Origin of the sequence: Leifsonia shinshuensis, from assembly GCF_022606355.1 — a bacterium.
Lineage (GTDB): Bacteria > Actinomycetota > Actinomycetes > Actinomycetales > Microbacteriaceae > Leifsonia > Leifsonia shinshuensis_B.
In genome coordinates, this window is the sequence record NZ_JAHHZQ010000004.1 from 203641 (window position 1) to 229191 (window position 25551).

At 69.5% G+C, this 25551-nt stretch carries 23 protein-coding genes; 12 read left to right on the top strand and 11 right to left on the bottom strand.

Annotated elements, in window-relative coordinates:
- Positions 1 to 23: 23 nt before the first annotated feature.
- Both rsgA and aroA read right to left on the bottom strand, forming a co-directional pair.
- A complete protein-coding gene (gene rsgA, locus KNO15_RS16290) occupies positions 24 to 1070 on the bottom strand; it encodes a ribosome small subunit-dependent GTPase A (RefSeq protein ID WP_241704854.1) in 1047 nt (348 codons plus the stop codon).
- Positions 1071 to 2435, bottom strand: a complete 1365-nt coding sequence (gene aroA / locus KNO15_RS16295) for a 3-phosphoshikimate 1-carboxyvinyltransferase (RefSeq protein ID WP_241704855.1) — start codon at positions 2433 to 2435, stop codon at positions 1071 to 1073.
- 172 nt (positions 2436 to 2607) lie between these two features.
- Between aroA and KNO15_RS16300 the strand changes: the two genes are divergently transcribed.
- Both KNO15_RS16300 and KNO15_RS16305 read left to right on the top strand, forming a co-directional pair.
- A complete protein-coding gene (locus tag KNO15_RS16300) occupies positions 2608 to 3216 on the top strand; it encodes a sigma-70 family RNA polymerase sigma factor (RefSeq protein WP_200935271.1) in 609 nt (202 codons plus the stop codon).
- Positions 3213 to 3458 (top strand): zf-HC2 domain-containing protein, encoded by a 246-nt coding sequence (locus KNO15_RS16305; protein ID WP_208038094.1) that lies wholly within the window; start codon positions 3213 to 3215, stop codon positions 3456 to 3458. Before KNO15_RS16300 ends, KNO15_RS16305 begins: the two co-directional genes overlap by 4 nt.
- A 75-nt stretch (positions 3459 to 3533) precedes the next feature.
- Here the strand turns inward: KNO15_RS16305 and KNO15_RS16310 are convergent, their stop codons facing one another.
- Together KNO15_RS16310 and KNO15_RS16315 are read right to left on the bottom strand one after the other, a co-directional pair.
- Positions 3534 to 4313, bottom strand: a complete 780-nt coding sequence (locus tag KNO15_RS16310) for a VOC family protein (RefSeq protein ID WP_241704856.1) — start codon at positions 4311 to 4313, stop codon at positions 3534 to 3536.
- An 88-nt stretch (positions 4314 to 4401) separates the two neighbouring features.
- Entirely contained in the window at positions 4402 to 5808 is a 1407-nt protein-coding gene (locus tag KNO15_RS16315; RefSeq protein ID WP_241704857.1) for an MFS transporter, read from the bottom strand.
- A 193-nt stretch (positions 5809 to 6001) separates the two neighbouring features.
- On the opposite strand from KNO15_RS16315, the gene KNO15_RS16320 reads away from it, so the two are divergent.
- Both KNO15_RS16320 and KNO15_RS16325 read left to right on the top strand, forming a co-directional pair.
- On the top strand, positions 6002 to 8359 hold the full coding sequence (locus tag KNO15_RS16320; protein WP_241704858.1) for an arylsulfatase: 2358 nt from the start codon (positions 6002 to 6004) through the stop codon (positions 8357 to 8359).
- Positions 8360 to 8393: 34 nt separating this feature from the next.
- Positions 8394 to 9500, top strand: a complete 1107-nt coding sequence (locus KNO15_RS16325; protein WP_241704859.1) for an epoxide hydrolase family protein — start codon at positions 8394 to 8396, stop codon at positions 9498 to 9500.
- A 4-nt stretch (positions 9501 to 9504) separates the two neighbouring features.
- Here the strand turns inward: KNO15_RS16325 and KNO15_RS16330 are convergent, their stop codons facing one another.
- On the bottom strand, positions 9505 to 9852 hold the full coding sequence (locus tag KNO15_RS16330) for an ArsR/SmtB family transcription factor (protein ID WP_241704860.1): 348 nt from the start codon (positions 9850 to 9852) through the stop codon (positions 9505 to 9507).
- Positions 9853 to 10107: 255 nt separating this feature from the next.
- On the bottom strand, positions 10108 to 13992 hold the full coding sequence (locus KNO15_RS16335; RefSeq protein WP_241704861.1) for a multifunctional oxoglutarate decarboxylase/oxoglutarate dehydrogenase thiamine pyrophosphate-binding subunit/dihydrolipoyllysine-residue succinyltransferase subunit: 3885 nt from the start codon (positions 13990 to 13992) through the stop codon (positions 10108 to 10110).
- Positions 13993 to 14128: 136 nt separating this feature from the next.
- Here KNO15_RS16335 and KNO15_RS16340 point away from each other — a divergent pair, with 136 nt between their 5' ends.
- Positions 14129 to 15568, top strand: coding sequence for a GuaB1 family IMP dehydrogenase-related protein (locus tag KNO15_RS16340; RefSeq protein ID WP_241704862.1), 1440 nt, complete (start codon positions 14129 to 14131; stop codon positions 15566 to 15568).
- 21 nt (positions 15569 to 15589) lie between these two features.
- Here the strand turns inward: KNO15_RS16340 and KNO15_RS16345 are convergent, their stop codons facing one another.
- Positions 15590 to 16084: a hypothetical protein gene (locus KNO15_RS16345; RefSeq protein ID WP_241704863.1), complete on the bottom strand. Its 495-nt coding sequence runs from the start codon at positions 16082 to 16084 to the stop codon at positions 15590 to 15592.
- Between the two features lie 213 nt (positions 16085 to 16297).
- Here KNO15_RS16345 and KNO15_RS16350 point away from each other — a divergent pair, with 213 nt between their 5' ends.
- The 3 genes from KNO15_RS16350 (at position 16298) to KNO15_RS16360 (ending at position 19183) form a co-directional block, all read left to right on the top strand.
- Positions 16298 to 17620, top strand: a complete 1323-nt coding sequence (locus tag KNO15_RS16350; RefSeq protein WP_241704864.1) for a hemolysin family protein — start codon at positions 16298 to 16300, stop codon at positions 17618 to 17620.
- Positions 17617 to 18654: a hemolysin family protein gene (locus tag KNO15_RS16355; RefSeq protein WP_241704865.1), complete on the top strand. Its 1038-nt coding sequence runs from the start codon at positions 17617 to 17619 to the stop codon at positions 18652 to 18654. The genes KNO15_RS16350 and KNO15_RS16355 overlap by 4 nt, the downstream gene beginning before the upstream one ends.
- A 142-nt stretch (positions 18655 to 18796) precedes the next feature.
- The gene (locus tag KNO15_RS16360) at positions 18797 to 19183 is read left to right on the top strand and encodes a VOC family protein (protein ID WP_241704866.1); all 387 of its coding nucleotides are present in this window, start codon (positions 18797 to 18799) and stop codon (positions 19181 to 19183) included.
- Between the two features lie 19 nt (positions 19184 to 19202).
- Here KNO15_RS16360 and KNO15_RS16365 read toward each other — a convergent pair whose 3' ends face one another.
- Positions 19203 to 20288: an NADH:flavin oxidoreductase/NADH oxidase gene (locus KNO15_RS16365; RefSeq protein WP_241704867.1), complete on the bottom strand. Its 1086-nt coding sequence runs from the start codon at positions 20286 to 20288 to the stop codon at positions 19203 to 19205.
- A gap of 7 nt (positions 20289 to 20295) precedes the next feature.
- Positions 20296 to 20913 (bottom strand): HAD family hydrolase, encoded by a 618-nt coding sequence (locus KNO15_RS16370; protein ID WP_241704868.1) that lies wholly within the window; start codon positions 20911 to 20913, stop codon positions 20296 to 20298.
- A gap of 32 nt (positions 20914 to 20945) precedes the next feature.
- Between KNO15_RS16370 and KNO15_RS16375 the strand changes: the two genes are divergently transcribed.
- The 4 genes from KNO15_RS16375 (at position 20946) to KNO15_RS16390 (ending at position 23929) form a co-directional block, all read left to right on the top strand.
- Positions 20946 to 21830 (top strand): ADP-dependent NAD(P)H-hydrate dehydratase, encoded by an 885-nt coding sequence (locus KNO15_RS16375; RefSeq protein ID WP_241704869.1) that lies wholly within the window; start codon positions 20946 to 20948, stop codon positions 21828 to 21830.
- 69 nt (positions 21831 to 21899) lie between these two features.
- On the top strand, positions 21900 to 23330 hold the full coding sequence (locus KNO15_RS16380) for a hypothetical protein (RefSeq protein ID WP_241704870.1): 1431 nt from the start codon (positions 21900 to 21902) through the stop codon (positions 23328 to 23330).
- Positions 23331 to 23408: 78 nt separating this feature from the next.
- Positions 23409 to 23723, top strand: coding sequence for a thiamine-binding protein (locus tag KNO15_RS16385; protein WP_241704871.1), 315 nt, complete (start codon positions 23409 to 23411; stop codon positions 23721 to 23723).
- Positions 23723 to 23929 (top strand): hypothetical protein, encoded by a 207-nt coding sequence (locus KNO15_RS16390; RefSeq protein WP_241704872.1) that lies wholly within the window; start codon positions 23723 to 23725, stop codon positions 23927 to 23929. The genes KNO15_RS16385 and KNO15_RS16390 overlap by 1 nt, the downstream gene beginning before the upstream one ends.
- A gap of 91 nt (positions 23930 to 24020) precedes the next feature.
- Here KNO15_RS16390 and KNO15_RS16395 read toward each other — a convergent pair whose 3' ends face one another.
- Together KNO15_RS16395 and KNO15_RS16400 are read right to left on the bottom strand one after the other, a co-directional pair.
- The gene (locus KNO15_RS16395) at positions 24021 to 24986 is read right to left on the bottom strand and encodes a hypothetical protein (RefSeq protein ID WP_241704873.1); all 966 of its coding nucleotides are present in this window, start codon (positions 24984 to 24986) and stop codon (positions 24021 to 24023) included.
- The gene (locus tag KNO15_RS16400; protein WP_241704874.1) at positions 24983 to 25477 is read right to left on the bottom strand and encodes a DUF6932 family protein; all 495 of its coding nucleotides are present in this window, start codon (positions 25475 to 25477) and stop codon (positions 24983 to 24985) included. The genes KNO15_RS16395 and KNO15_RS16400 overlap by 4 nt, the downstream gene beginning before the upstream one ends.
- Positions 25478 to 25551 lie beyond the last annotated feature (74 nt).

Genomic DNA, 25551 nt, shown 5'->3' on the forward strand with positions numbered 1-25551 from the left:
CGAGCGGTGCGCCGGAGCACAGCTCAGGAGGCGAAGGTGGCGAGGAGGCGCTGCAGAGAGTCGAGGCGGGCGCGGCCGGCCTCGCCGAGCCTGCCCTCGTCGACGGCCTCGATGATCGCGCAGTCCGGGGCGTCCGGGAGGTGTGTGCAGCCGCGCGGGCAGTCCTCGGCGATCGCCGCGAGGTCGGTGAACGACTTGAGGATGCTGGCGGTGTCGACGTGGCCCAGCCCGAATGAGCGCACACCGGGGGTGTCGATCACCCACCCGTGCTCCGCACCGCTCTGTACCCGCAGCGAGACGGTGGAGGACGACGTGTGCCTGCCGCGGCCGGTCACCTCGTTGACGTGTCCGGTAGCGCGTCGGGCGCCCGGCACGATCGCATTGACCAGGGTCGACTTGCCTACGCCGGAGTGCCCGACCACGACCGTGTCGTGACCGATCAGCGCCGCTGTGATCTCCTCCACGGGGATGTGATCCTCGCGGCTGGTGAACACCGGGAGGTCGAGGCCCGCGAAGTTGTCGAGGAACGGCGCGGGATCGGCCAGGTCGATCTTGGTGACGCAGAGCATCGGCTCGATGCCCGCGTCGTAAGCGGCGACCAGGTAGCGGTCGACGAGGCGCGTGCGCGGCTCGGGGTTCGCCGCGGCGACCACGATGAGCATCTGGTCGGCGTTGGCGACGATCACCCGCTCCACCTCGTCGGTGTCGTCCGCGCTTCGCCGCAGCAGGGTCGTCCGCGGCTCGATGCGCACGATGCGGGCGAGGGTGCCCTCGTCGCCCGTCGTGTCGCCGACCACCGCGACCCGGTCGCCGGTCACGATCGGCGAGCGACGCAGCTCGCTGGCCCGAGCGGCGATCACCTGGCGTTCGTCGGCGGTGTCCTCCTCGAGCAGCACCGTGTATCGTCCGCGGTCCACCCCGAGCACGCGCGCGATCTCGGCACCCGCGTGCTCCGGCCGCTGCTTCGACCGGGGGCGGTTGCCCTTGGGGTTAGGCCGGCTGCGGATGGTCGACTCGTCGTAGAGGTCGTACTCGTCGTCCTCGTCGTCGTCATCCGACCACCACGACATCTATGCCGCCGTGCCCTCGGTGAGCATGCGGGTCCACAGCTGCGGGAACTGCGGAAGCGTCTTGGCGGTGGTCGCGATGTTCTCGATCTCGACACCGGGCACCACGAGGCCGACGATCGCACCGGCGGTCGCCATCCTGTGGTCCTCGTAGCTGCGCCAGACGCCGCCGTGCAGCGGTCGGGGCTCGATGCGGAGGCCGTCCTCCAGCTCGGTCACGGACCCGCCGAGGCCATTGAGTTCGGCGGCGAGTGCGGCGAGCCGGTCGGTCTCGTGGTGGCGGATGTGCCCGATTCCGGTGATCTCGCTCGGCCCGTCGGCCAGCGCCGCGATCGCCACGATCGCCGGGGCGAGCTCGCCGCCGGTGGTGAGGTCGAGCTGCACGCCCTGGATCCGCTCTGGACCGGTGACGGTCAGCCGGTCGCCCTCGCGCGTCACCGTCGCGCCGAACAGCGGCAGCAGGTCGGCCAGGTCGGCGCCCACCTGAGTCGTGGCGGCGGGCCAACCGGTGATCGTGACGGTGCCTCCCGTGACGACGGCCGCCGCCAGGAAGGGCGCAGCGTTCGAGAGGTCGGGCTCGATGTCGACGTCGCGCGCCCCGATCGACCCCGGGTTCACGATCCAGCGGCCGATCGCGGGCGATTCGACCGTCACCCCGCGCTCGGCCAGCGCCGCGATGGTCATCTCGATGTGGGGGAGGCTCGGCAGGCGCTCGCCGGAGTGGGTCAGGTCGAGGCCCTCCTCGAACCGGCTCGCCGACAGCAGCAGGGCGCTGACGAACTGGCTGGAGCTGGAGGCGTCGATCTCGATCGCTCCGCCGGCGACGCTGCCGGTGCCGTGCACGGTGAACGGGAGGGCGCCGCGGCCGTCGTCGTTCACGTCGACGCCCAGCGCGCGCAGCGCGGCGATGATGGTGCCCATCGGCCGTCCGCGCGCGGAGTCGTCGGCGTCGAACATCGTCGGGCCGAGCGCGAGCCCCGCCACCGGCGGGACGAAGCGCATCACCGTTCCGGCCTGGCCGCACTCGATCGTCGTGCTGCCGAGCAGCTCGTCCGCCGGCGTGATCAGCAGGTCGGCGCCGAACTCGCTCGCGCCGGGCTTCTCGACGATCGAGACGCCGAGTGCGCGCAGCGCCTCCACCATGTTGGTGGTGTCGCGCGAGTGCAGGGGGGCGCGCAGCAGTGACGGGCCGTCGGCGAGGGCTGAGAGCACGAGCTCGCGGGCGGTCAGCGACTTGGATCCGGGCAGCGAGACGGAGGCCGTGAACGGGCCGGCTGCGACCAGGGCGGGCCACAGCGTGTTCGGCTCGTCGGCGCGGTTGTCGCCGTACGGATCGAAGTCGGGGGCGGAATATTTCGAGATGAGCATTGTTGTCAAGGGTATCCGTGATCGAGCCCGAAGGAAGGATCAGCACGTGCCAGCAGCGACCTCTGTCCTCGACGCACCGCGCACCCGTGCACGGGTATCGTCGACGGTGTTGCCGGCCACCCGGTCCCACCCCCGGGTCGCGCAGCGGCGGTCGCAACTAGACTTGCCCCTGATGAGCACCGAAACCGAGGACAAGGGCGCACTGTTCGAAGAGCAGGCGCTGCCCTTCATGGACCAGCTCTACGCGGCCGCCCTCCGCATGACGAGGAACCCGGCGGACGCACAAGACCTGGTACAGGAGACGTATGTCAAGGCGTACGCCGCCTTCGCCCAGTTCCAGCAGGGCACGAACCTGAAGGCCTGGCTCTACCGCATCCTCACGAACACGTTCATCAACACCTATCGCAAGAAGCAGCGCGAGCCGTATCAGGGAACGATCGACGAACTCGAGGACTGGCAGCTCGGAGGTGCGGAGTCGACGACCGCCTCCTCCAGCCGCTCGGCCGAGGCGGAGGCGATCGACCACCTGCCCGACAGCGCCGTCAAGGACGCGCTGCAGGCCATCCCGGAAGACTTCCGGCTGGCCGTCTATCTCGCCGATGTCGAAGGGTTCTCCTACCAGGAGATCGCCGACATCATGAAGACCCCGATCGGCACCGTGATGAGCCGCCTCCACCGCGGGCGACGGATGCTGCGGGAGCTTCTGACCGACTACGCGCACGAGCGCGGGCTCTCGGCGGTCCAGAGCCCCGACGTGCAGACCACCAGGAGAACGAAATGACCGACTGCGGCTGCGAGAAGGCGAAGGCCGAACTCGAGGAGTACCTGCGCAACGAGCTCTGCAACGAGGATGCTGCGGACGTTCGCGAGCACCTCGCCAATTGCGACGGCTGCTCCGACGAGGCGCACCTGAACGTCGTGCTCACCGAAGTGGTGCAGCGGGCGTGCAAGGAGACAGCGCCAGAGACGCTGCGCACCGAGGTGCTGCTGCGCATCCGGTCGTTCCAGGCCTCGGTGCACTGACCCGACCCCGCGATTCGTCACGAATGCCGACATTCGTGGCACGAATCGCGACATTCGTGACGAATGTCGGCGAGGTCAGGCGATGGAGCCGGGCACCTCGTGCACGAAGAAGAGCCCGCCGAGCGGATCGGTGACCTGTGCGAACCGGCCGAACTCGCTGTCCCACGGGTCGCGGACCACGGTGCCGCCCAGCTCGACGACGCGAGCGGCCGCGTCGGCGGCGCTGGTGACGCCGAAGTAGACGACCCAGTGCGACGGCACTCCGGGCGGGAGCATGCCGTCGGCGTCGAACACGCCGCCGCTGGGGCTGTCGGGGTCGCCGAACGTCTCGTACCGGAAGTCGGCCGTGTCGCCGAGCACCGCGGTCGTCCAGCCGAACACCCGCTTGTAGAACTCCACCTGGGCCGCGTAGTCGCGCGCGTAGAGCTCGTGCCAGGAGAGGCCTCCCGCCTCGGCCACGAGCTCGAAGCCGCGATGCTGCGCCGGCTCCCACAGTCCGATGACGGCGCCCCCGGGATCGGCGGCGACCGCGAGACGGCCCTGGTCGCCCACGGTCATCGTGGGGGAGAGGATGGTGCCGCCCGCGTTCGCGACGGCCTTCGCGCCGGCGTCCGCGTCCTCCACCAGCAGGTAGGTGAGCCAGGCGTTCGGCTGCGCTCCCTCCATCGCCTCGCCCAGCCCGGCGACGAGATGCCCATCGCGCCGGAACGTCACGTACCCGCCGTACTCGCCGCCGCCGGTCTCCGCCGTCCAGCCGAACAGCGAGGTGTAGAACTCCTGCGCGCGCGGCAGATCGGAGGCGGCGTAGTCCACCCAGCACGGCTCCCCGAGGCGGTGATCGGTCACGACGGTCATGGGCCTCACGGTACGCCGAGCAGGGGAGCGCGGACAGCCCCGTCCGAGCCCGACCCGACCGTAACGGTCTTGGTGGAGTGGGGCGGTGCTACGCCGGAGCGACCGCCCCTCGTGGCGCGGGCCCGCGCGGCAGCAGCAGCGCGGCGATCAGCCCTGTCGCGCCGAGCACCGCGACGACGGCCATCGCCACGCCGTAGGCCGCACCGCCCGCGTCGATGTTCGCGACCAGGATGGTGCCGGCGATCGCGGTGCCGAACGTCGATCCCAGGTTGGACACGGATCGCGACAGCCCGGAGATCTCGCCCTGGACGCTCTGCGGGAACGCCGACTGCACCACGTTCACCGACGGCGTCAGCATCAGCCCGAGGCCCGCGCCGATGAGGAAGAGCCCGGGAACGAACGGCCAGCCTCCCGTCGTGCCCGAGCCCAGCCAGATCAGCAGCACGACCCCGGGGACGCACAGGACGAAACCGGTGACGATCATGCTCCTCTGCGTGAACCGCCTGGCGAGCCGGCCGGCCAGCAGCGAGGTCAGCAGCAGCCCGACCGTTGCGGCAGTGAAGATCACGCCGGTCTCGATCGCGTTGTAGCCGCGCACGACCTGCAGATACGCAGACACGGTGAACGAGGTGCCCATCAGGATCACCCATTGCAGGTTCTGGGTGACCAGGGCGAGGTTCGAGACGCGCACCCGGAAGAGCGCGGTCGACAGCAGCGGGGCCTTGCCGACGCGCTCGCGCCGGCGCACCCACAGGAAGAACCCGACGAGGATCGCCACGCCTCCGACGACCAGCACGATCATCAGCGGGACGCTCGTGTCGGCCGCGAGGATCCCCATGACCAGCACGAACAGCCCGAGCGCCGACAGGATGGCGCCCACGGTGTCGAACGGCCGTTCCGGGTCCGCGGGCACCGGGTCGGTCAGGGTGCGGCTGAGGAGGAGGATCACCGCGATCACGAGCGCTTGGAACAGGAACGCCGCCCGCCAGCTGATCCCGGTCGTGATGAGGCCGCCGATCAGGGGGCCCGCTGCGGCTCCCACCCCGCCCATTCCGCTGATGATGCCGAACGCCAGCGCCCTGCTGGGGATGTCGGGCAGATGGATCGTGGTGAGGATGTACACCGGAGGGATGAGCATCGCCGTCCCGATGCCCTCCAGGAGCGAGTTGCCGAGGATGACGGCCCAGAGCGCCGGTGCGAACGCCGTGATCAGCGCGCCGACGCCGTAGACGATCAGCCCGATCACGAAGCTGCGCTTGCGGCCGATGTTGTCGGTCAGCTTGCCCATCGGGATCATCAGGGCGGCCATCGTCAGCAGGAACAGGGTGATGCTGAGCTGGATGCCCGCGACCGAGGTGTTCAGGTCGCGCGACATGTCGTTGATCATCACGTTCATGTTCGAGCCGGCGAAGCTGCAGATGAACTGTGCAAGCGCGAGCGGCGCGATGATGCGGCGGACAGCGGACCGCGGCGAACCCGTGCTGATACCGGACATGTCGCCTCCCGGAGGGCGATCGGCGGGATGTCGATCCGGCGAGAGGGTACTGCGGGGCGGAGGCCGGCGGCAACGGCCGTCGGTGCCCGGTCGTCGGCCAAGCCGCCTGCGCGCGGGGTCCTTGCCGCGCCAGGACGCGCGGAGTTAGGGTGCGCCCGTCCGGCCGGTCGTGCCGGCGTCGAAAGGGGAGGAAATGCCCGCACAGTTCCGTGGTCGGATCGACCTGGACATCCGCGACTCCGCGCCCGACTGGACGCCGTTCGAGCCGCCGAAGGCACCGGACGGCGCACCCAACGTCGTCATGATCGTCCTCGACGACGTCGGCTTCTCCGCGCTGAGCTGCTACGGCGGCCCCATCGAGACGCCGAACATCGATCGGCTCGCCGCCTCGGGCGTGCGGTTCACCCAGTGGCACACCACCGCCTTGTGCTCGCCCACCCGTGCCGCGCTCCTCACCGGCCGGAACCACACGCGCAACTCCATGGCGTGCATCACGGAGGCCGCGACGGGCTTCCCGAACGCCAGCGGCACGATCCCGCCGGAGAACGGGATGCTGTCGCAGATCCTCGGCGAGCAGGGCTGGAACACCTACGCCCTGGGCAAGTGGCACCTGTGCCCGTCGGACGAGATGAACCTCGCCTCCACCCGCCGCAACTGGCCGACCGGCCGCGGCTTCGAGCGCTTCTACGGCTTCCTCGGAGCGGAGACCAACCAGTGGTACCCCGACCTGGTGTACGACAACCACCCGGTCGACCAGCCCGCGACTCCGGCAGAGGGCTACCACCTGACCACCGACCTGACCGACAAGGCGATCGAGTTCATCGGCGACGCGAAGGCGCTGGCGCCGGGCAAGCCGTTCTTCCTCTACTTCGCGCCGGGCGCCTGCCACGCACCCCACCACGCGCCGAAGGAGTGGATCGAGAAGTTCCGCGGGCGGTTCGACGGGGGCTACGAGAAGATGCGCGAGGAGACGCTGCAACGGCAGATCGCGCTCGGGCTCGTCCCGGAAGACACGGTGCTGCCGCCGATCAACCCGATCGGCACCCCGCAGACCCGCACCGGCCCGGACGGGAAGCCGTTCCCCGCCCTCGACTACACCAAGCCGTGGGACACGCTCGGCGACGACGAGAAGCGCCTCTACGCCCGGATGGCCGAGGTCTACGCGGGCTTCCTGGCGCACGCCGACCACGAGATCGGGCGGTTGCTCGACTACCTCGAAGAGTCCAGGAACCTCGACGACACCCTCGTCGTGCTCGTGTCGGACAACGGTGCCAGCGGTGAGGGCGGTCCCGATGGCTCCGTCAACGAGAACAAGTTCTTCAACGGCATCCCGGACAGCCTGGAGGAGAACCTCGCCGCGATCGACGAGCTCGGCGGCACCTCCACCTACAACCACTATCCGACGGGGTGGGCGATGGCCTTCAACACCCCGTTCAAGATGTGGAAACGCTACGACTACAACGGCGGGACGGCCGACCCGTGCATCCTGTCGTGGCCGAAAGTGCTCGGCCACGGCGGTGAGCTGCGCCACCAATACCACCACGTCGTCGACATCGTCCCGACCGTGCTCGACCTGATCGGCGTGGAGATGCCCGATCAGATCGGCGGCCACGTGCAGTCCAGGATGGACGGTGTCAGCATGCGCTCGGCCGTCGCGGAGGCGGACGCCCCCTCCGCACGGCACGCGCAGTTCTATGCGATGCTCGGCTCCCGCTCGATCTGGCACGACGGCTGGAAAGCGGTCTCGACGCACCCCGTGATCAGCGGCTGGAGTCACTTCAACGACGACACCTGGGAGCTCTACAACACGGAGGTCGACCGGTCCGAGTCGCACGACCTCGCTGCCGAGCACCCCGACCGCGTGCGCGAACTGGTCAACCTCTGGTTCGCCGAGGCGGGGGCGAACCAGGCGTTCCCGCTCGACGACCGGTCCGCCCTGGAGATCCTGCAGACCCCGCGGCCGCAGCTGGCCAGTCCCCGCAGCCGCTACATCTACCGCGCGGGCGGAGCCGAGATCCCGGAGTCGCAGTCCGTGAACGTCCGCAACCGGTCGTTCGTGATCGCGGCCCATGTCGACCTGCCGGAGCCGGGAGCGGAGGGCGTCCTCTTCGCTCACGGCGCCCGGTTCGGAGGCCACGCGCTCTACGTGAAGGACGGCCGCCTCCACTACGTCTACAACTTCGTCGGCAGCCTGGAGCAGAAGGTCGACGCCACCGAGGAGCTGCCGACGGGCTCCGACCTCATCCTCTCCGCCTCGTTCGAGAAGGACGGCGAGGTGGCGCCGGGCGTCGCGACCGGCATCCTGAGCCTCTATCACGGCGAGCACAAGGTCGGCGAGGGCCGCATCAAGACACAACCGGGGATGTTCAGCCTCGCCGGCGAGGGGCTCTGCGTCGGCTACGACGGCGGCGAGCCGGTGACCGACGACTATCCGGGCGACCGTCCCCACCGGTTCACCGGGGGCACCCTGCACCGCATCGTCGTCGACGTCAGCGGAGAGCCGTACGTCGACCTCGAACGGGAGGCCGCCGCGATGCTGGCCAGGGAGTAGCCGCTGCGTCGGTCGGTGCGGCTACGGTGGCGGAATGGCCATCGACGACTTCCGTGTCCACGTCTCCGACGACGTCCTCGCCGACCTGCGCGACCGGCTCGCCCGCACGCGGTATCTGCGCTCGCCGCGGCCGGGCTGGGCGGGCGGCCTCGGCGGCGACGAGCTGCACACGCTCGTCGACGGCTGGCTGGCGTTCGACTGGCGGGCGGAGGAGGCGCGGCTGAACGCGATCGAGCAGCACACGGTCGACGTGAACGGTCACCGCCTCCACTTCGCACGGGTGCGCGGCACCGGCGCCGGCCCGCACACACCGCTGCTGCTCCTCCACGGATGGCCGAGCGCCTACGTCGAGTACCTCCCGCTCGCTGCGCTCCTGAGAGACGCGTTCGACGTCGTCATCCCGTCGCTGCCCGGCTTCGTGTTCTCGGAGGCGCTGGAGCCCCCGCTGACCAGGCGGGCGATCGCGGAGGCGCTGCACGGACTGATGACGGGCGTGCTCGGGTTCGAGCGCTACGCGACGTTCGGCGGCGACATCGGCGGGGGCGCCTCGACCTGGCTCGGTGTCGATCACCCGTCGAGTCTGGTCGGCCTCCAGCTGCTGAGCGGGCCGTTCCCCGCAGACGGCAGCCCGCAGAGCGACGCGGAGCGCGACTACCTGGCGGCGCTCGATGCGTACGACCGCCTCGACGGCGGCTACAGCGAGATCATGCTCACCCGCCCGGACACCATCGCGGCCGCCCTGGCCGACTCGCCGGCCGGACTGCTGGCCTGGATCGCCGACAAGTGGCACGACTGGGTCGACCACGAGAACGGCGGCTGGGAGCGGGTGCTCGACTCGGGCATCCTTTACACGATCGCGACGCTGTACTGGGTCACGGACAGCATCGGGACGTCGTTCCAGCAGTACTACGACTATGACCAGAATCCGCCGCGTCCGCCGATCACGGCACCGGTGGGCGTGTACCTGGGCCGGGAACCCGGGTTCGCCGGCTTCCCGCGGTCGCTCGCCGAGCGTGCAGCGCCGGGGCTGCGGGAGTTCGTGCTCGCGCCGGCGGGAGGCCACTTCGCGGGGTTCGAGCATCCCGAGCTCGCGGCGGAGGCCGTCAGGAGGTTCCACGCGCGGCTGCGGGACGAGGTCTGACGCGTCAGACCGTCCCGAGGAACGAGGACACGATGTCGAGCGAGCCCGGCACGATGCGGTAGTACGCCCAGGTTCCGCGCTTGCTCCTGCTCAGGTAGCCCGCGTCGACGAGGATCTTGAGATGGTGCGACACCGTCGGTTGCGACAGACCGAGCGGCTCGGTGAGATCGCAGACGCAGGCCTCGCCGTCTTCGTGTGCGGCGATCATCGAGAGCAGGCGCAGGCGGGCCGGGTCGGCCAGCGCCTTCATCGCCCGGGCGACCGAGACGGCGTTCTCCTCGCTGATCACTTCCTTCGTGATGGGCGCGCAGCACGCCTGGAGGTCACGCAGGGGGAGGAGTTCGATGGTCATGCATCGATCATCCCCAATGCATTGACAAACGTCAATGCAGTTGCTCATCCTTGATTCATCGACAAACGTCGATGAAGAAGGGAGAATCATCATGGGATGCTGCGATACTGGCGAGTGCCAGGTGCTGCCGGACGGAACGTGCACGACCGACTGCTGCTGACCGCTCGGCCGGCCCGTAGGGTCCAGGCAGCACGGACCCACGGGACGTGAGAAGCCCCGGTCCATCACGGACCGGGGCTTCTCGCCTGGCGCTGCCTACAGGGTCAGCGCGCGCTGGATGAGCACCGACTGCTCCTGCGCGTGGCGCTTGGCCGATCCCGCCGCCGGCGAAGCCGACGCCGGTCGCGAGATCACGCCGATCGGGCGCGGGCCCAGCTTGGAGGTCTCCAGGATGATGTAGGGCCAGGCCCCCTGGTTCTCCGGCTCGTCCTGCGTCCACACCAGCTCGGCGTTGGGGTAGGAGTCGGCCACGGCCTTCAGCTCGGCGCCCGGAAGCGGGTAGTACTGCTCGACCCGCACGAGAGCGATCTCGGGGTTCGGGTTCTTCTCCAGCTCGTTCAGCAGGTCGTAGTAGAGCTTGCCCGCCATGAACAGCACGCGCTTGACGGCCGCCTTGTCGGTGATCCGCGCATCGTCGATGACCGGCTCGAACTTGCCGTTCGTGAAGTCGGCCACGTCGCTCGACGCGCCGCGCAGTCGCAGCATCGCCTTCGGCGTGAAGACCACCAGCGGGCGGCGCGGCCGCGCGTACGCCTGGCGGCGCAGGAGGTGGAAGTACGACGCCGGCGTCGACGGGCGTGCGACGGTCATGTTGTTCTCGGCGCACAGCTGCAGGTAGCGCTCGATGCGCGCACTGGAGTGGTCGGGTCCCTGGCCTTCGTAGCCGTGCGGGAGGAGCAGGACGAGCGACGAGCGCTGGCCCCACTTCTGCTCGGCCGACGAGATGAACTCGTCGATGATGATCTGCGCACCGTTGGCGAAGTCGCCGAACTGCGCCTCCCACAGCACCAGGGCGTCGGGCCGCTCGACCGAGTAGCCGTACTCGAAGCCCATGGCCGCGTACTCGCTCAGCAGCGAGTCGTAGATCCAGAACTTCGCCTGGTTGTCGCTGAGGTTGGCCAGCGGCAGCCACTCCTGGCCGTTCGCGCGGTCGTGGAGCACCGCGTGGCGCTGCACGAACGTGCCGCGGCGGGAGTCCTGGCCGGCGAGGCGCACCGGGGTGCCCTCCAGCAGGACGGAGCCGAGGGCGAGCAGCTCGCCGAAGCCCCAGTCGATCCCGCCGTTGCGGCTCATGTCGCTGCGCTTGTTGAGCAGCTGCTGCAGCTTCGGGTGAACCGTGAAGCCCGCCGGCGGGTTGTTGAAGGCGTCGCCGATGAGCTGGATGACCTGCGCGCTGACCGCGGTGGTCTCCGGCTCACCGACGTTGTCGTTGTCGTCCTGCTGCACGATCGCATGCTCGAGATCTGCGGCCGACTCGCCCTGCGTGATGATGGGCATGGAGTTGGTCTGCGCTGCGTGCGTCTCCATGAAGGCGCGCTCGAGGCGGTCCTGGAAGTCGGCGTGCGCGGCCTCGTACTCCTCCTCAGTGATGTCGCCGCGACCGACCAGAGCCTCGGTGTAGAGGCGGCGCACCGAGCGCTTGGCCTCGATCAGGTTGTACATCAGCGGCTGGGTCATCGACGGGTCGTCGCCCTCGTTGTGGCCGCGGCGGCGGTAGGCGACGAGGTCGACCACGACGTCGCGCTTGAACTCCTGACGGTACTCGAAGGCGAGCTGGGCGACGCGCACGACGGCCTCGGGGTCGTCGCCGTTCACGTGGAAGATCGGAGCCTGGATGGTCTTCGCCACATCGGTCGAGTAGACCGACGTGCGGCCCTCGGCGGGCGGGGTGGTGAAGCCGACCTGGTTGTTGATGTTGACGTGGATGGTGCCGCCGGTGCGGTAGGCCCGCAGCTGCGACATCTGCATCTGCTCGACCACGATGCCCTGACCGGCCATCGCCGCGTCGCCGTGGATGAGGATCGGCAAGGTGAGGAAGGTGCCGGCGGGGCGGCGGTCCTGCTTGGCGCGGACGATGCCCTCGAGGACGCCGTCCACGGCCTCCAGGTGCGACGGGTTGGCGGCGAGGTACACCGGGATCTCCGCGCCGTCCGCACCCTTGAAGGTGCCCTCGGTGCCGAGGTGGTACTTGACGTCGCCGGAGCCCTGCACGGTGCGCGGGTCCTGCGTGCCCTCGAACTCGCGGAAGATCTGGCCGTAGGTCTTGCCCGCGATGTTGGTCAGGACGTTCAGCCGGCCGCGGTGGGCCATGCCGATGGCGGCCTCGTCGAGGCCGGCCTCTGCGGCGCCCTGCAGGATGGTGTCGAGCAGGGCGATGGTCGACTCGCCGCCCTCGAGGCTGAAGCGCTTCTGGCCCACGTACTTGGTCTGCAGGAAGGTCTCGAAGGCCTCCGCCTCGTTGAGCTTGCCCATGATGCGCAGCTGCTCGTCGTGGTTCGGCTTCTCGTACGGGCGCTCCAGCTTGTCCTGGAACCACTTGCGCTGGGCCGGGTCCTGGATGTGCATGTACTCGATGCCGACCGTGCGGCAGTACGAGTCGCGCAGCACGCCGAGGATGTCGCGCAGCTTCATCTTGCGCTTGTCGCCACCGAACGCGCCGGTGACGAACTCGCGGTCGAGGTCCCAGAAGGTGAGGCCGTGGCTCTCGATCTCGAGGTCGGGGTGCGTGCGCTGCACGTACTCCAGCGGGTCGATGTCGGCCATCAGGTGGCCGCGCACCCGGTACGAGTTGATGAGCTCCTGCACGCGGGCGGTCTTGTCGACGGCGCTCGCCAGGTCGACCGAGATGTCCGGGTTCCAGTGGATCGGCATGTAGGGGATGCGCAGCTCGGCGAAGATGTCCTCGTAGAAGTTGCGCTTGCCGATCAGCAGCTCGTGGACGATCTTGAGGAACTCGCCCGAGCCGGCGCCCTGGATGACGCGGTGGTCGTAGGTGCTGGTGAGCGTGATCGTCTTGCCGATGGCGAGGCCGGCGAGGGTCTTCTCGCTGGAGCCCTGGAACTCGGCGGGGTACTCGAGCGCGCCGGCGCCGATGATCGCGCCCTGGCCCTTCATCAGACGCGGGACCGAGTGCACCGTGCCGATGCCGCCCGGGTTGGTCAGCGAGATCGTGGTGCCGGCGAAGTCGGCGGCGGTGAGCTTGTTGCTGCGCGCCTTGGAGACCAGGTCTTCGTAGGCGGCCAGGTACTCGCCGAAGCGCATCGTGTCGGCGCGCTTGATGCTCGGCACCAGGAGGGCGCGCGTCCCGTCCGGCTTGGGCAGGTCGATCGCGATGCCGAGGTTGATGTGTGCCGGGGCGACGACCGACGGCTTGCCGTCGACCTCCGCGTAGTAGACGTTCTGGCTCGGGAAGTCCTTGAGCGCCTGGATGAGCGCCCAGCCGATCAGGTGCGTGAACGACACCTTGCCGCCGCGGGCGCGCTTGAGGTGGTTGTTGATGACGATGCGGTTGTCGATCATCAGCTTGGCCGGGACGGTGCGGACGCTCGTCGCGGTGGGCACGGTGAGCGAGGCGTCCATGTTGGTGGCCAGCGACTTGGACATGCCGCGCAGCGGGGTGACCTTGTCCTCCTCCGCCGCCTCGACGGTGGCGTTCGGGGAGGTGACCGGTGCGTCGGCGGGCACGGGCTGGGGCTTCGGCGCGATCGAGGTGGTGCGCGCCACCGGCTGCGCTCCGATGATCGGGATGGGGGTGGTGACCGGCCGGGGCTCCGAGCCGGCGGCGGACTCGGCCGACTCGGCGGGTGCCGCCGGCGGCTGCGGGGCACCGGGGGCAGGGGTCGGGGCCGGCTCAGCCGGGGTCGACGGAACGGTCGGCTCGCTGGGAGCGGGGACCGTCGGCTCGCTCGGGGTGGGGACGCCCGGTTCGGCGGGGGTCGGGGCGGGGGTCTCGCTCGGCGTCGACGCCTCGCCCTCCTTCACGGTCGGCTTGTAGCTCTCCAGGATCGGCCACCACGACTTGTCGACCGAGTTCCTGTCGTGGACGAACTGTTCGTACAGTTCGTCCACGAGCCATTCGTTGGCTCCGAACTCACCCGACGATCCGTCGTCGGTTCCCACACCGGTCAATTGGCTCGACACAGCCGATCGCCCACTCTCTCCGTTGATTTCGTTACGATCGGGCGGCCGTCGACCGCCCGTCTCCATCCGAGCATCAAGCCTAATCCCATCGGCGACCGGGTGCGTCCGTCCGACTCGGGAGGATACCGTTATTCTCATGCAGTTCTATGCCACGACCCCGCGCCACGATCTCACCTACTCGGACGTCTTCCTGGTGCCGTCGCGCTCGGACGTGACCAGCCGTCTCGACGTCTCGCTCGCGCCGGAGGACGGCACCGGGGCGACGATCCCGATCGTGTCGGCGAACATGAACTCGGTGACGGGCAAGCGGCTGGCCGCCACCCTCGCCCGGCGCGGAGGTCTGGGGGTCCTGCCGCAGGACATGCACCTGCAAGACCTCGACGAGGCGATCCGCTGGGTCAAGGCGCAACCGGTCGCGTTCGACACCCCGTATGCCGCCCTCCCGCACGAGACGGTCGCCGACGTGCTCCGCCGGGTGCCGCCGGTCGAGGGGCACGGCGTCGTGGTGAGCGAAGACGACGGACGCTACCTCGGCTGCCTCGCCGCAGTGCAGCTCGGGTCGGCGCTGCCCGACGCGCGCATCGGCGACCTGCTGCACGGCGCGCTGACCGCGCTGGACGCCGAAGACCTCCCCGACGGTCGTGCCGCGTTCGACGTGATGGAGGCCGCGGGACTGTCGTTCGCGCCGGTCCTCGACCACGGTCGCGTCGTCGGCACCCTGAGCCGCACGAGCGCTCTGCGCTCGACGATCTACACGCCAGCCCTCGACGCGCACGGCCGGCTGCGCGTCGCGGCCGCCGTCGGCATCAACGGCGACGTGGCAGCCAAGGCCAAGGCCCTCGCCGCCGCCGGCGTCGATGTGCTGGTGATCGACACGGCGCACGGCGATCAGGACGGGATGCGCCGCGCCATCCACACGGTCAAGGGGCTGGGCCTCGGGCTTCCGATCGTCGCCGGCAACGTGGTGACGGAGCAGGCCGTGCGCGACCTGGTCGCCGCCGGTGCGGACATCCTCAAGGTCGGCGTCGGCCCGGGCGCGATGTGCACGACCCGCATGATGACGGCGGTCGGCCGCCCGCAGTTCTCGGCCGTGCTCGAGACCAGCGCGACGGCGCGAGAGCTCGGCGCCCACGTGTGGGCGGACGGCGGCGTGCGGTACCCGCGGGACGTCGCGCTCGCGCTCGCCGCCGGCGGTGCCTCTGTGATGATCGGCTCGTGGTTCGCCGGCACGATCGAAGCGCCGGGCGTCCTCGTCTCCGACGAGCGTGGGGCGCTCTACAAGGAGAGCTGGGGGATGGCCTCCACCAAGGCGGTCACGGGCCGGTTCGAGCGGCTCGACGCGTTCGAGCGGGCCCGCAAGACGCTGTTCGCCGAGGGCATCTCGAGCTCGCGCATCTACCTGGACCCGCAGCGGCCGTCGGTGGAGGACCTGCTCGACATGATCACGACGGGCCTGCGCAGCTCGTTCACCTACGCCGGCGCGCGCACCGTGGCCGAGTTCCACGACCGCGCTCTGGTGGGCATCCAGTCTGCGGCCGGCTACGAGGAGGGCAAGGCCCTCCCCGTCAGCTGGTAGCGCGTCGGCGCGCAGCGTCGCTCAGGAGCCGTTGCCGGATCCGGACTGCCCGCCGGAGCCGGTGCCGGACTGCCCGCCCGAGCCGTTGCCGGACTGGCCGCCGAACCCGTTGCCGGACTGGCCGCCGAACCCGTTGCCGTTACCGCCGAACTGGCGCGGAGTGAAGTTCTGGCCGGTGCCGAAGCCGGTGCGGCCGCCCTCGAGTGCGTTGGCCGTGAAATAGCCCGCGAAGAAGACCACCACGAGCACGGCGACCGCCCCGACCGCCAGTGCGGTGTTCTGCGCCCACGTGGGCCAGCTGTGCAGGACGCTCCCGTGCGACGGCTTCGGCTGGGCGGCCGCCCCGTCGTGGACGTACGACGGCTGGGGGGCGTACTGCGGCGCGGGCTGTCCGTAAGCGGCCTGCTGCGGCGCGGCCTGCTGCGGCGCGGCCTGCTGCGGCGCGGCCTGCTGCGGCGCGGCCTGCTGCGGCGCCGGCTGCCAAGGCTGGCCCGGGTTCGGTGCGATGGTGCTCATGTGCGGTTCCTCTCGGTGGGCTTCAGCCGAGAGGATGCCGCCGGTCGCTTCGGGCGCCCTGTGGCGAATCGATGCACGGGCTGGGAATCGCTGGTCCGCCGTGGGATCCCGGCGTTTCCCCCGCCCGCGCCGCTATACTGACTCGCGAAATGGACGACCCTCCTTCTGCCAGCCCATTCCATCCGTTGAGTCTCCCCGAGCGGGGTGATCGCCATGCTCTCTGAGTGGATCATGCTGGGGATCGGACTCCTGCTCACCATCGGCACCGGACTCTTCGTGGCCAGCGAGTTCTCGCTGGTGAATCTCGACAGGGGCGACCTGGAGGCCAGGCGCGCACGCGGCGAGAGCCGGCTGACCATGACGATCGCCGCCCTCAAAATCACCTCCACGCATCTCTCCAGCGCCCAGCTCGGCATCACTCTGACGACATTGCTCACGGGTTACACGATGGAGCCGGCCATCAGCTCGCTGCTGCGCGGCCCCCTCACGGCTCTCGGGCTCCCCGGGGCCGCGGTGGTGCCGATCGCGTCGGTCGTCGCGATCGCCGTCGCGACCCTCCTGTCGATGATCCTCGGCGAGCTCGTCCCCAAGAACTTCGCCCTGGCGCTTCCCCTGGCGACGGCCAAGCTGGTGATCCCGTTCCAGACGGTGTTCACGACGGTCTTCCGCCCGTTCGTCATCGTCCTCAACGGAACCGCGAACGGGTTCCTCCGGATGCTCGGCATCGAGCCGAAGGAGGAGCTCTCGGCGGCGCGCACGGCCGACGAGCTCTCGTCGCTGGTCCGCCGTTCGGCGAGTGCGGGCGTGCTCGAGGCGGATACGGCGACGCTGCTGAGCCGCACCCTCGCGTTCTCGTCGCGCACGGCCTCCGATGTGATGACGCCCCGTCCCCGGGTGGAGGCCGTCAAGCGAACGGACCCAGCGCAGACCGTGATCGGCCTGGCGCGCAGCACGGGATACTCCCGGTTCCCCGTCGTCGACGAGGACGTGGACGACGTCGTCGGCTTCGTCCACGTCAAGCAGGCCGTGGCTGTTCCGCGGCAGCGTCGTGCCCGCGTCCCCGTCTCCGCACTGCAGACGGAGGCGCTGCGCGTGCCGGAGACCATGAGCCTCGACACGCTGCTCGGCGAGCTGCGCGGTCGCGGCTACCAGATGGCCGTCGTCGTCGACGAGTACGGAGGCACCTCCGGCATCGCCACGCTGGAAGACCTCGTGGAGGAGATCGTCGGGGAGGTCGCCGACGAGCACGACCGCACGCGCGCCGGTGTGGTGCGCGGGCGCGACTCCATCACCTTCCCCGGCATTCTGCGACCGGACGAGCTGCAGGAGCAGGCCGGGGTGACCGTCCCGGAGGACGGCCCGTACGAGACGGTGGCGGGCTTCGTCATGAACGAGCTCGGGCGCCTCCCGAAAGTCGGCGACGAGGTCGCGATCGAGGGCGGGACCCTCCGCGTCGAGCGGCTCGAGGGCCGCAGGGTCGACCGGATCCGCTTCACGCCCGACCCGGATGAGCCGCCGACGGGAGGTGCCTCATGAGCGACTGGGCAGGTATCGCCTGGTTGGTGGTGCTCCTTCTCGTGAACGCCTTCTTCGTCGGGGCCGAGTTCGCGGTGATCTCCGCACGCCGTTCGCAGATCGAGCCGCTCGCGGAGCGCGGCAAGCGCAGCGCGAAGACGGCGCTGTACGCGATGGAGCACGCGACGCTGATGCTCGCGACGACACAGCTCGGCATCACCGTCTGCTCGCTGCTGATCCTGAACGTCTCCGAGCCGGCGATCCACCACCTGCTCGAGGCCCCGCTCGCGGCGACCGGCTGGTCGGAGGACGTGATCGGCACGGTCGCGTTCGTCATCGCCCTGGTCGTGGTGTCGTTCCTGCACGTCGTGTTCGGCGAGATGGTGCCGAAGAACATCTCCTTCTCGATGCCGGATCGGGCAGCGCTGCTCCTCGCGCCCCCGCTCGTCGGCGTCGGGCGGGCGGTCCGGCCGATCATCGTCGCCCTGAATGCGACGGCGAACGGCGTCTTGCGCTTGTTCCGGGTGGAGCCGAAGGACGAGGCGGCGAGCACCTTCACGCTCGACGAGGTGGCGACCATCGTGAGCCAGTCGACGAGGGAGGGCGTGCTGACGGACCGGATCGGCGCGCTCACCGCCGCGTTCGAGTTCACCGCGAAGAAGGTGCGCGATGCCATGGTGAGGTCCGAGACGCTCGTCTCGCTGCCCGCCTCGCCGACTCCGGCCGACGTCGAGAAGGCGGTGGCGAAGCACGGCTTCTCGCGGTACGTCGTTCCGGACGCCGACGGCGAGCCGACCGGCTACCTGCACCTGAAGGACGTGCTCGACCTGGAGGAGACCGGGTTCGACCTCCCGGTGCCCGCCAAGCGGGTGCGCCGGTTGGTGACGGTCTTCGTCGACAGCGATCTGGAGGACGCCCTGGCGAGCATGCGCCGCACGGGAAGCCACCTGGCGCGTGCGGTCGACGCCGAGGGTGCGACCGCCGGTGTGCTGTTCCTCGAGGACATCATCGAGGAGCTCGTCGGCGAGGTGCAGGACGCCACCCGCCGCCGCTGAGCGGGCCTTTCCGTTATCACTCAGCCAGGCCGAGGAACCGGCGCAGCCGTTCGCTGTGCGGCCGAGTGGACCGCGCGGTCCAGGGGGCGGCGCGACCCGCCGAGGAGTACCATGCTGGGCGGAAAGAAGAGGAGGAATTCTCATGTTGTCGTCGAGCAAGACGTACTCCGTCCTTCCTGCTTCGGACCTGTCGCGCGCCACCGCGTGGTTCCGCGACAAGCTCGAACTCGAGCCGGAGGACCAGAGCGAACAGGGGGCCAGATACCGCACCGGCGGGGACTCCTGGATCTACATCTACGAGACCGCCAACGCCGGCACCGCCCAGAACACCGCGATGTGCTGGCTGGTGGACGACATCGGGGCGGAGATGGAGCACCTGCGCGGCAGGGGCGTCGTCTTCGCGGACTACGACTTCCCCGGCCTGAAGACCGAGAACGGAGTCGCGACCGACGACCAGGGCAAGTCGGCCTGGTTCCAGGACAGCGAAGGCAACTACCTCTGCCTGACCCAGCCGAATACGCCGATGTGAGCCAAGGGCGCCACCGCACTCACGATCGCCAGCGGGCCCGCAGATACTGCGGAGGCCAGTAGTCGATCGTGGCACCGAGCTCGTGCGCGGCCCGCAACGGGAAATGCGGGTCGCGCAGGAGTTCGCGCGCCAGCATCACGGCGTCCGCGCTGCCGTTCTCGACGATGTCGGCCGCCTGCTGCGGCGTCGTGATCAGGCCGACGGCGCTCACATCCACTTCGGCCGACCTGCGCACGTGCTCGGCGAAAGGCACCTGGTACCCGGGCTCGAGGGGGATGCGCACACCGGTCTGGATGCCGCCGGAGGAGATGTCGAAGAAGTCGGCCCCGGCCTCCTGCGCCCACGCCGCGACGGTGGCGGTCTGCTGCTCGTCCCAGCCTCCCGGCGTCCAATCGCTGCCGGAGAAGCGGACGAACAGCGGCACCTCGTCGCCGATCGCGTCGCGCACCGCCGAGACGATCCGCAGCAGCAGGCGCGCCCGGTTCTCGAGCGAGCCGCCGTACTCGTCGGTGCGGTGGTTGGCGATCGGCGAGAGGAACTGGTGCAGCAGATAGCCGTGAGCGGCGTGCAGCTCGAGGATGCGGAATCCCACATCGACCGAGCGGCGCGCCGCAGAACGGAAGTCGTCGACGATCGCGTCGATGCCGGCGAGGTCGAGCTCGGCGGGCACCGCGAGGTCGCCGAACGCGACCGCCGAGGGTGCGACGGCCGCCCAGCCGCCCTCCTCGACAGGGACGGAGCCGTGGCGGTCTTCGAAGCCCCACGCAGGCCAGGTGGAGGCCTTGCGGCCCGCATGCCCGAGCTGGATGCCCGGGATCGCGCCTTGATCTGCGACGAACGCCACGATCGGCCGCCAGGCCTCCGCCTGCTCGTCCGTCCAGATGCCGGTGTCGCGGGGCGAGATCCTGCCTTCGGGGTTCACCGCGGTCGCCTCGGTGAACACGATGCCGCTGCCACCGGCGGCGAGCGAGCCGAGATGCACGAGCTGCCAGGTCTGCGGCACGCCCGACTCGTCGAGCACGGAGTACTGGCACATCGGGGATGTCCAGATGCGGTTGCGGACGGTGACGCCGCGCAGGGTGATCGGGTCGAAGAGGGAGGTCATACAGGTCCTAAGCCGCCAAGCCCTGCAGATATGCCCGCAGGTCGGCAGCCGACGTGTAGACGTGCCCGGCGATCCCGAGGGCCACTGCGCCCTCCACGTTCTCGGCCTTGTTGTCGATGAAGACGGTCTGCTCCGGCGTCACGCCGAGCTCGGCCATCACGTGCTCGAAGATGTCGGCGCTCGGCTTCACGGTCCCCAGCTCGCCGCTGACGAACACCTGCTCGAACAGATCACCGAGCGTTCCGTGCCGGAAGTAGGACCCGAAGTCGCGGCCAGCGTTCGACAGCAGGGCGAGGCGGGTGCCTCCCGCCTTCAGATCCAGGAGGACCTGCAGCGTGTCGTGGTCGATGGTCAACCAGCTGCGGAAATCGGCGAGCCACAACCGGTGGATGGTCGCGTCCTCCCAGCTCTCGCCGAGCTCGCGCTCGATGCCGCGCCAGTACTGCTGGATCGTCAGCGTTCCCTGGTCGAGCGCGTTGCGGTGCCGCCAGTAGGCCGGCCAGAACTGCTCGGCGTCGCCGCCCGCGATCCCCGCGAGTGCTGTGCGGTCCGCCTCGCTCGGAGTGACCGAGATGACCTCGCCGTAGTCGAAGACGACCACCCTTCCGGGGATGGAGATGCTCATTCCTTGAATCTATCGTGGGCGGAGGAGGTGCGATGGACGACAATCGTGAGCCGGAGGAACGGCGGACCGCGGAGCCGACGGCATGGGAGGCGGGCGACGCCAAGGCCTGGATCGCCGTGCCGACAGCGGACGACGACAAGTACTCGCGCGGCGTGCTCGGGATGGTCACCGGTTCGGCCCGGTATCCGGGCGCCGCGGTGCTCGGGGCGGAGGCCGCCGCCCGCACCGGCGTCGGCATGATCCGCTACCTCGGGGCGCCGCACGCGACAGAGCAGGTGCTGCGCCGTCGCCCGGAGATCGTGTCGGCTCCCGGGCGGGTGCAGGCCTGGCTGATCGGTTCGGGGATGTCGGCGGACGACCGCAGCGACGACGACGCCCGCCGGCTGGCCGCCGCCCTCGACGACGGCACACCGCTCGTGATCGACGCGGGAGCGCTCGACCTGGTGGCCCGTGCCGCCGGCCCTGTCGTGATCACCCCGCACTATCGCGAGCTGGCGGTGGCCCTCGCCGCTGCGGGCGGCGGCGCGCCGACCCCGGGCGCTGAGGAGATCCGCGCCGACCCCGGCGGGTGGGCCGAGCGTGCCGCCGCCGCGCTCGGCGTCACAGTGCTGCTCAAGGGCCACACGACCCACGTCGTCGCCCCCGGCCGCCCCCGCATCACCGTCACGGCGGGACCCGCCTGGCTGGCGACCGCCGGAAGCGGGGACGTGCTCGGCGGTGTGCTCGGGGCGCTGGTCGCCACCCATGCCGCCGCGGTGGCCGAGCACGGGTACGACGCGCTGGCGGCGCTGGCCGCGACCGCGGCCTGGGTGCACGGCCGGGCGGGCGAGAGCGCGTCGCAGGGCGGGCCCGTCGTCGCCCTCGACGTGGCGGAGGCTGTTCCCGCCGTGCTGCGCGGGCTGCTCGCCGGAAGCTGAGCGACCTCGCACGCGGCGGGGCGCCGGCCGCAGCTTCGGGTTCGGGTACGTCCCCTAGGATGAGGCCCCATGGGGATAGACGCCGGGGGGACGGGCGCTGCGAGCAGCGAATCGAGTGCGGCCTCCGGGATCGGTGCACCCGCCGGAGTCCAGGGTCCGGCCCGCGTGGCCGCCCGACCGGACGGCGCGCGGTCCATCGCGGGACTCCTCCCCGGAACCACCCTCAGCCGTCTCGCCTCGAGCCCGTTGAGCCTGTGGATCGGGTTCCTGGTCGTCCACCTGGTCGTCGGCGGGCTGGCGCTCACGGAGGGCAAGGGCCTGGGCGACGTGATGTGGGTCTACAAGCCGTGGGCGCAGCTCGCAGCGCAGGGCACCGAGATCGTCGGCGTGAACGCGGACTGGGTCTACCCGTTCGCCGCCATCGTCCCGGTGATGCTGCCCCTGCTGTTCGGGGCGGACAACTATGTCGGCGGCTGGCTGACGATGGTGCTGCTGCTCGACGCCGCCGCCTTCGCCGTCCTCATCGTCGGCCGGGAGCCGCGCCGACTGGTCGCCGGCTGGTTCTGGCTGGCGTTCCTGCTGCTGCTCGGCCCGATCGCGGTCGGACGGCTCGATTCGGTCTCGGCGGCGCTCGCCATCGTCGGGGTGCTCTGGCTGACCCTCCACGAGCGCGCGGCCGTCGTCGTGCTGACGGTCGCGACGTGGATCAAGGTGTGGCCGGCCGCCATCCTCCTCGCGGCGGTGATCGCGTTGAAGTCCCGCTGGCGGATCGTCGCGACAGGGGCGATCACGAGCGCCATCATCGTGGCGGTGCCGCTGATCTTCGGGGCCGGCCTCCACGTGCTCAGCTTCATCACGATGCAGACCGGGCGCGGAATCCAGATCGAGGCGCCCGTGGCGACGTTCTGGATGTGGCAGGCCGCGTTCCACGTGCCGGGGGCCGTCGTCTACTACGATCGCGACCTGCTCACGTTCCAGGTGACCGGCGAGGGAACGGTGGCGGCCGGTTCGCTGATGAACCCGCTGTTCGGCCTCACGGCCATCGTGGTCGCCCTGATCGGCATCCGCTCGCTGCGGCGGGGGACGCCGTACACGCGCATCCTGCCGGAGCTCTCACTGGCCCTGGTGACGGCGTTCATCGCGTTCAACAAGGTCGGCTCGCCGCAGTACATCACCTGGCTCGCCGCCCCGGTCATCATCGGCCTGGTCTACCAGGGCCGCGGGTTCAAGACGCCAGCTGTGCTCGTCCTCGTCACCGCGACGCTCACCCAGGTGATCTACCCGTACCTCTACGACGGCCTCCTCATCCCGCTGCCGATCATGGTGGCGGTGCTGACGGTGCGCAATCTCATGTACTTCGTCATCCTCGGCTGGACGATCGGCGCTCTCTGGCGTAAGCGTCACGCGGCCGAGGCCGCGGGCGACCTCCTCCCGGCGCACGCCTGGCCGTTCCGCGCGGCGCCCGACGCGCACCCGGTGCCGGTGCGGGAGGCGGGCTGAGGGGGCGCGCCCGACGGGCACGCTCCTAGACTGGGAGGTGTGCCCGGGTCGCGCCGGGCGCCGGACGAAGGAGGACACATGCTGGTCGCATTCTCGGTGGCGCCGAGCGGGGGCGAGGGGCCGGACGCGTCCGTGCACGACGCCGTCGCGGCGGCTGTCCGCATCGTTCGGGAGTCCGGCCTCCCGAACCGCACCTCGTCGATGTTCACCGAGATCGAGGGGGAGTGGGACGAGGTGTTCGACGTCGTCCGACGGGCCACGGAGGCCGTCGGCGCCTACGGGTCGCGGGTCTCGCTCGTGCTGAAGGCCGACATCCGCCCGGGTTACAGCGGCGAGATCGATGGCAAGGTCGAGCGGCTGGAGGCTGCACTGGAGCGGGGCGAGGCGGAGTAGTGGACCCGGTCGCCTTCACGATCGGCTACTACGTGCTGGCGTACGGGTGGCCGATCTACCTGCCGGTGCTCGTGCTGGTCGCCGGAACGCTCTTCGGCGCGGTGCTGTTCGCCGTCGCCGGGGCGATCCGCACCGGTTTCCGCCGCCAGGATCCGGCAGACGACGACGTCGACGTCACCGAATTCTTCGAGGCCCAGTCCCGCTGACGCTCAGGACCTGACGCCGAGGGGCACGTTGTTGTGCCCTTCGGCGTCGGAAAGTTGGGCACACGACTGCAACGTGGTTCGGGCCTGAGTCCTACTCGATCCCATCTAATCGCGCGGGCGGATCGTCTTGTCGGATCTCGGTCAGGACGTACGTCTGTCGCGTCCGCGCATTCGTGCCAGCGGGGATCCAGCGGACCACCTTAAACGTTGCGACGGTTGGGGTTTCTTCGGCCGAAAAGTGAGCAATCGGATCGATCAGATCAGGATCCACGATCGCTGCCTCGATTGGACCGGCGTTGTCAGGGAGGAACCACATAGCGCCCACTGAACGTCGCTGGCCGTCCACACGACCGCGCAATGTCGCAACGTCCTCCTCGTTCGTTTTGGCGTCTAGGGCGTCAAGCAGTGCCAAGGCTCCTGGCCGGCCGAGCTCAAGCCTGAGGGCATCCGATTGCGGGCGTTTTAGCTCCCCCTCTACGTCCCAGTTCGTTCTCGAAATGGCTTTGGCCGCGCGACGCAGGCCGGCATGCGCCTTGGTCGGGAGCTGATTCGTCATTCCTCCAAGTAAAGAGAAGCTCTCCTCGTTGCCCGATGTCCCGGCGCGCGCAAGCACGGCTGCCACAATCCCGAGCGACAACGAGTGCTGAGACTCTGTGCGCGCTTCGACAATGCTGCCGTCTTCCTCACGAGGCGGGGGTACGCGAAGCACCAAGTGAACCGATCCGGGCGCAGGCGCAACTATGTGGAGAGGCGATCTCAAACGCTGACGACCCATCGCCTGCTTGGAAACTTCCTTGACCGCGTCAGCGATCCCCCTTACGAACTCAGCAAAACTGTATGCGTCTGTCTCGTGGTCGATGACTCCCTCGCCCGAGAGGTGAACGTCTAACTCGGCTTGGAATCCGTTCTTAAGCTCGAATAGCGCCTGCTCGAGTTCGGGGACCTGGCTCGCCGAAGCCTCGAGTGACGACCTTGCGAGACGGGAGGCGAAATCGTTGCCCGACGAGGCGTGCCAAGCCCGACGGAGTTCACGCTCAAGCGTTGATTCGGGACTCATGCAACCACCTCCAGGTAGCCCTTAGAGACATTGTCCCTCGTGCCCCCGTCTTCGGCGCGAACTGCAGACCAGGTGCGGTGCCAATACGGCGCTGACTCGGGTTCCTCACGAATCGCCACGAACGCATCCACCAAGCCGTTCATTGGCTGGATGCGTCGTCCCGAGGCGTTGACCGTCATCAAATGTGACAGAGAATCTTGTTCGTCCGGGGAGAGCTGATTCAGTTCAATCTGCCGTGCCAGCAAAACGACGTCAATGTCTTTTGGGGCAGACCAAGGCTTATGGGTCACAAAGCCTCCATCTACCCAGTATCGATGACCAGGAAGAAGCTCGCTCACCTGCCTCAGCCACACGCTGAAGGCGTCGAAGATCAAACGCCTGCGCTCGGCAAACGGCGCATTCGTCACGAATGTCGCTTCGAGCTCTTGAAGCGTGGCTCGATGGCGACCTTCGGGAAGCAATCCCTCAGTGTTGAGGTCAGGAATGCTCAAGGAACCCCCAAGATTCTTGTAACTCCATGAGCATACATACAGAGTTTGTGGTGTGTAGACACCCCCGAAGGGGT

What these genes read in the sequence shown, in the direction of transcription:
- KNO15_RS16300 (WP_200935271.1), top strand. Translation starts at nt 2,608, where the DNA reads ATGAGCACCGAAACCGAGGACAAGGGCGCACTGTTCGAAGAGCAGGCG.
- KNO15_RS16375 (WP_241704869.1), top strand. Translation starts at nt 20,946, where the DNA reads ATGGACGACAATCGTGAGCCGGAGGAACGGCGGACCGCGGAGCCGACG.
- KNO15_RS16310 (WP_241704856.1), bottom strand. Translation starts at nt 4,313, where the DNA reads ATGACCGTCGTGACCGATCACCGCCTCGGGGAGCCGTGCTGGGTGGAC.
- KNO15_RS16330 (WP_241704860.1), bottom strand. Translation starts at nt 9,852, where the DNA reads ATGACCATCGAACTCCTCCCCCTGCGTGACCTCCAGGCGTGCTGCGCG.
- aroA (WP_241704855.1), bottom strand. Translation starts at nt 2,435, where the DNA reads ATGCTCATCTCGAAATATTCCGCCCCCGACTTCGATCCGTACGGCGAC.
- KNO15_RS16370 (WP_241704868.1), bottom strand. Translation starts at nt 20,913, where the DNA reads ATGAGCATCTCCATCCCCGGAAGGGTGGTCGTCTTCGACTACGGCGAG.
- KNO15_RS16395 (WP_241704873.1), bottom strand. Translation starts at nt 24,986, where the DNA reads ATGAGTCCCGAATCAACGCTTGAGCGTGAACTCCGTCGGGCTTGGCAC.
- KNO15_RS16340 (WP_241704862.1), top strand. Translation starts at nt 14,129, where the DNA reads ATGCAGTTCTATGCCACGACCCCGCGCCACGATCTCACCTACTCGGAC.
- KNO15_RS16350 (WP_241704864.1), top strand. Translation starts at nt 16,298, where the DNA reads ATGCTCTCTGAGTGGATCATGCTGGGGATCGGACTCCTGCTCACCATC.
- KNO15_RS16345 (WP_241704863.1), bottom strand. Translation starts at nt 16,084, where the DNA reads ATGAGCACCATCGCACCGAACCCGGGCCAGCCTTGGCAGCCGGCGCCG.
- KNO15_RS16305 (WP_208038094.1), top strand. Translation starts at nt 3,213, where the DNA reads ATGACCGACTGCGGCTGCGAGAAGGCGAAGGCCGAACTCGAGGAGTAC.
- KNO15_RS16320 (WP_241704858.1), top strand. Translation starts at nt 6,002, where the DNA reads ATGCCCGCACAGTTCCGTGGTCGGATCGACCTGGACATCCGCGACTCC.
- KNO15_RS16360 (WP_241704866.1), top strand. Translation starts at nt 18,797, where the DNA reads ATGTTGTCGTCGAGCAAGACGTACTCCGTCCTTCCTGCTTCGGACCTG.
- KNO15_RS16365 (WP_241704867.1), bottom strand. Translation starts at nt 20,288, where the DNA reads ATGACCTCCCTCTTCGACCCGATCACCCTGCGCGGCGTCACCGTCCGC.
- KNO15_RS16380 (WP_241704870.1), top strand. Translation starts at nt 21,900, where the DNA reads ATGGGGATAGACGCCGGGGGGACGGGCGCTGCGAGCAGCGAATCGAGT.
- rsgA (WP_241704854.1), bottom strand. Translation starts at nt 1,070, where the DNA reads ATGTCGTGGTGGTCGGATGACGACGACGAGGACGACGAGTACGACCTC.
- KNO15_RS16315 (WP_241704857.1), bottom strand. Translation starts at nt 5,808, where the DNA reads ATGTCCGGTATCAGCACGGGTTCGCCGCGGTCCGCTGTCCGCCGCATC.
- KNO15_RS16385 (WP_241704871.1), top strand. Translation starts at nt 23,409, where the DNA reads ATGCTGGTCGCATTCTCGGTGGCGCCGAGCGGGGGCGAGGGGCCGGAC.
- KNO15_RS16355 (WP_241704865.1), top strand. Translation starts at nt 17,617, where the DNA reads ATGAGCGACTGGGCAGGTATCGCCTGGTTGGTGGTGCTCCTTCTCGTG.
- KNO15_RS16325 (WP_241704859.1), top strand. Translation starts at nt 8,394, where the DNA reads ATGGCCATCGACGACTTCCGTGTCCACGTCTCCGACGACGTCCTCGCC.